The sequence below is a fragment of the Rodentibacter sp. genome, assembly GCF_057314195.1.
Genome location: NZ_DBHLAM010000040.1, coordinates 1 through 3894 on the forward strand (window position 1 = coordinate 1; position 3894 = coordinate 3894).

The 3894-nt window shown below is 40.1% G+C and carries 5 protein-coding genes; 2 read left to right on the top strand and 3 right to left on the bottom strand.

Going from position 1 to position 3894, the window contains the following annotated elements; translation table 11 throughout:
• On the top strand, positions 1 to 205 hold a 205-nt coding region (gene rpsQ / locus ACO59Y_RS05745), incomplete at its 5' end, for a 30S ribosomal protein S17 (RefSeq protein ID WP_486131437.1).
• Between the two features lie 198 nt (positions 206 to 403).
• Here rpsQ and ACO59Y_RS05750 read toward each other — a convergent pair.
• From ACO59Y_RS05750 to metN, 3 genes are read right to left on the bottom strand one after another with little or no spacing between them, the layout of a single operon-like run.
• Complete coding sequence (locus tag ACO59Y_RS05750; RefSeq protein WP_486131439.1) at positions 404 to 1228, bottom strand: MetQ/NlpA family lipoprotein; 825 nt, start codon at positions 1226 to 1228, stop codon at positions 404 to 406.
• A 35-nt stretch (positions 1229 to 1263) separates the two neighbouring features.
• Complete coding sequence (locus tag ACO59Y_RS05755; protein ID WP_373603352.1) at positions 1264 to 1953, bottom strand: methionine ABC transporter permease; 690 nt, start codon at positions 1951 to 1953, stop codon at positions 1264 to 1266.
• Complete coding sequence (gene metN, locus ACO59Y_RS05760) at positions 1943 to 2980, bottom strand: methionine ABC transporter ATP-binding protein MetN (RefSeq protein ID WP_486131442.1); 1038 nt, start codon at positions 2978 to 2980, stop codon at positions 1943 to 1945. Before metN ends, ACO59Y_RS05755 begins: the two co-directional genes overlap by 11 nt.
• A 175-nt stretch (positions 2981 to 3155) precedes the next feature.
• Here metN and gmhB point away from each other — a divergent pair, with 175 nt between their 5' ends.
• Positions 3156 to 3737 carry a D-glycero-beta-D-manno-heptose 1,7-bisphosphate 7-phosphatase gene (gene gmhB / locus ACO59Y_RS05765; protein ID WP_486131444.1) on the top strand — a complete coding sequence of 194 codons (582 nt, stop codon included), beginning with the start codon at positions 3156 to 3158 and terminating at the stop codon, positions 3735 to 3737.
• Positions 3738 to 3894: the final 157 nt, after the last annotated feature.

Genomic DNA, 3894 nt, shown 5'->3' on the forward strand with positions numbered 1-3894 from the left:
AAAATCTTTCGTTGTTGCTATTGAACGTAAGGTAAAACACCCGTTATACGGTAAGTTTATCCGTCGTACAACCAAATTACATGTACACGATGAGAATAATGAAGCCAAAGTTGGTGATATCGTAGAGATCCGCGAATGTCGCCCTCTGTCGAAAACCAAATCTTGGACTTTAGTTCGCGTTGTTGAAAAAGCGGTTATCGCTTAATTAACGATGTAAAAAATAAAAAGCCAATGGTTTATGCCGTTGGCTTTTTTTGTATCTATTCATCAGCACCGCATTGAAATCCTCTAGGTTACATTGAACTACCGTTTTGGCACCGCATTGAAAGCTATACTTGTCTTATCAAAATAAAAATCCCTTAGCCGTTAAGCCAAGGGATTGATTAAAAGAAAAAGGTGAGAATTACCAACCTTTTACTACGCCGTCTTTAAAGTATTTTTTGGCTTCATCGTACACTTGTTCGGTTTGGTAAGATTTCACAAAATCTTGTACCGCTTTGCTGTCTTTATTATCGGTACGCGCAACAATAATATTGACATAAGGGGAATCTTTATCTTCCACAAACACGCCGTTATCTTGCGCATTTAAACCCACTTGACCAGCATAAGTATTATTCACTACGGCTAAATCAACATCATCTAATGCACGTGCAGCAACGGAAGTGTCCACTTCGGTGATATTTAAATTTTTCGGATTTTCAACAATGTCTAATACGGTTGAAAGTAGGTTGCTCGCATCTTTTAATTTAATCAAGCCTTGTTTTTCAAGAAGAATTAATGCACGGCCACGGTTTGTCGGATCGTTTGGAACAACGACTTTTGCGCCGTCTTGTAATTCGCTGACATTTTTAATTTTTTTAGAATAGCCGGCTAACGGGTACACGAAAGTGTTACCTACAATCACCAAGTTGGTTAAGTTTTTCGCTTTTGTATCTTCATCTAAGTAAGGCTTGTGTTGCATTGCGTTGGCATCTAAATCTCCTTTAGAAACTGCTTCATTTGGTAATGCGTAGTCGTTGAATTCAACGAATTGAACGTCTAAGCCGTATTTTTCTTTTGCGACTTTCGCTGCGATTTCAGCCACTTGGTGTTCTGGACCGGACATTACGCCCACTTTGATTTTAAGTGGTGTGGCGGCTGCCGCTTCAGGTTTTTTGTCTTCTTTACAGCCGGTTAAAATAAGGGCTGATGCGATCGCTGTCACAGTAAATAGGTGTTTTAATTTCATAGGTTTTCCTTTCTGTTAGTTAAGTTGTGTTTGAATTAACGATGATCCACTTTTTTCGCAAGTGTATCGCCGAGTTTTTGGCTAATCATCACGAATAGCACAATAATAATGGTTGCCACCCAAGTGACATAAGGCATATTGCGGTATACGCCATAGTTAATAGCAAGACTACCTAAACCGCCACCACCTTGTGTGCCCGCCATCGCGGAGTAGCCGACTAAGGTCACGAGCGTGAGAGTAATGCCGTTAATGAGCGTTGGTAAGGCTTCCGGCAAATAGAATTTCCGTACGATTTGCCATTTTGTTGCGCCCATAGCTTGTGCAGCTTCGGTTAAACCGTTTGGAATTTCCATTAGTGCATTAGCGGTTAAACGCGCCACAAAAGGCATTGCACAAATGCTTAATGGAATAATCGCCGCCGTGGTTCCGAGCACGGTTCCCACGATAAAACGTGTTACAGGTAATAAAATTAATAACAAAATAATGAACGGAATTGAACGCCCAATATTAATAATTGTGTTCAAGACAAAGTGTGTGCGGTTGTTTTGCAGAATTTCATTTTTGCCGGTTAAGAATGTCCATACGCCTACAGGTAAGCCCACGATCACCGCAAGTAAGGTGGAGGCAAAACTAATATAAACGGTTTCATATGTTGCTGTTGCCACCACACTCCACATTTGAGGTGTTAATTGCTGGCTAAATGTTGCCCAGAAATCATTGAACATAACCGAGCACCTCCACGCGCACATTGTTTTCCATTAAATAAACTTTGGCTTGTGTAATTGCGTCTTCACCGCCTTCCACTTCTGCAATGGTGTAACCGAATTTCACTCCGCCGGCATAATCAATTTGTGATGTCAGAATACTAAGTTCTACGCCAAATTTTTTTGAGGCTTGAGAAAGCAATGGCGCATCCACAGAACGGCCGGTAAATTCAAATTTGATAATAGGATAAGCTTTGCTGTGTTTTGGCGTATCGGTCAGATTTTCTAAATATTCATCCGGTAAGCTGATATGGAAAGTGGAACGAATAAATTCTTGCGCAAGCTCGGTTTTTGGATTGGAGAAAATTTCGCCAACTGTACCTTGTTCTACTAAGCGGCCTTGGTCGATCACCGCCACTTGATCACAAATTTGTTTTACTACTTCCATTTCATGGGTGATGAGCAAGATCGTGATGCCCAAAGTGCGGTTAATTTCTTTCAATAATTTTAAGATCGATTGTGTCGTCGCCGGATCAAGCGCACTGGTCGCCTCATCGCATAATAAGACTTTTGGATCGCTGGCTAAAGCGCGGGCGATAGCTACACGTTGTTTTTGCCCGCCGGAAAGATTGGTCGGATAGATATCTTGTTTATCTCTCAAGCCGACAAGGGATAAAAGTGCGGTCGTTTTTTCCTGAATTTTTGTTTTTGGCATCCCTTCTAATTCTAACGGTAGTGCAACATTTTCAAATACTGTGCGCGAGCTTAGTAAATTGAAATGTTGAAAGATCATGCCGATTTGACGGCGAGCTTTCACTAATTCGCCTTCGGAAAGTTGGGTCAAATCGACACCGTCAACGACTACGCTGCCGAAAGAAGGTTTTTCTAATAAATTTACACAACGGATTAAAGTACTTTTCCCTGCACCGGAGGCACCTATCACACCGCAAATTTGTCCCTTGGGTATAGACATCGATACATTGTCGAGTGCGGTCAATTTTTTATCCGGGAGCGTAAAGATTTTTGTAATATTGCTTAGCTTAATCATATAAGCCCTATTCTTGGTTAAAGTTTAAATAGCCTTTGTATTCTAGAGGTCTAGACTGCCGTGTCAACCGTTATTGTTCATCTTTTTAGATTGATCCGTTATGACTTATTATTGCCAATTAAAAGGATAATAGAGATAATTTCACACGTTATAAAACAAATTGAGAAATAATAAAATGAACAAGGCCATATTTTTAGATCGTGACGGAACAATAAATATTGATCATGGATACGTTCATCAAATTGATGATTTTGAGTTTATTAAAGGTAGCATTAATGCATTAAAAAAATTAAAAGAAATGGGGTATTTACTCGTCTTGGTAACAAATCAATCCGGCATTGCCCGAGGTTATTTTACGGAAGCGCAATTTTTACAGCTAACCGAATGGATGGATTGGTCATTGGCCGAACAAGGTGTTGATTTTGATGGAATTTATTATTGCCCCCATCATCCCGACGGAAAAGGAGAATTTAAAGAAGATTGCCCGTGTCGGAAGCCGAAACCAGGTATGTTGCTAGATGCCATGAAAGCCTTAAATATTGATCCGCAGCAATCAGTTATGGTTGGCGATAAAATAGAGGACATTAAAGCTGGGATTAATGCGAAAGTGAAGATAAATGTATTAGTAAGAACAGGAAAACCGGTAACAAAAGAGGGGGAACGGTTAGCCAATGCGGTGCTGGATTCGATAGTCGATTTACCTGATGTGATAAAAGCTTTAGTGCGCAATAGTGATTGTGCATTCTTTAACCAATGAGATGAAAGAATCGCCAAATAATAAAAAAATCAAATTTTTTTGTAAAAAGTGCTTGCGCGAGGTTAGAAAATTCCTATAATACGCGGCACACAACGACGCACAGTTGTGAAATAGTCAAATTTACACGTGCGTCGTTGTTTTTTGCTCTTTAACAACG

Coding starts and splice junctions, on each gene's coding strand:
- ACO59Y_RS05750 (WP_486131439.1), bottom strand. CDS start 1,228: ATGAAATTAAAACACCTATTTACTGTGACAGCGATCGCATCAGCCCTT.
- metN (WP_486131442.1), bottom strand. CDS start 2,980: ATGATTAAGCTAAGCAATATTACAAAAATCTTTACGCTCCCGGATAAA.
- gmhB (WP_486131444.1), top strand. CDS start 3,156: ATGAACAAGGCCATATTTTTAGATCGTGACGGAACAATAAATATTGAT.
- ACO59Y_RS05755 (WP_373603352.1), bottom strand. CDS start 1,953: ATGTTCAATGATTTCTGGGCAACATTTAGCCAGCAATTAACACCTCAA.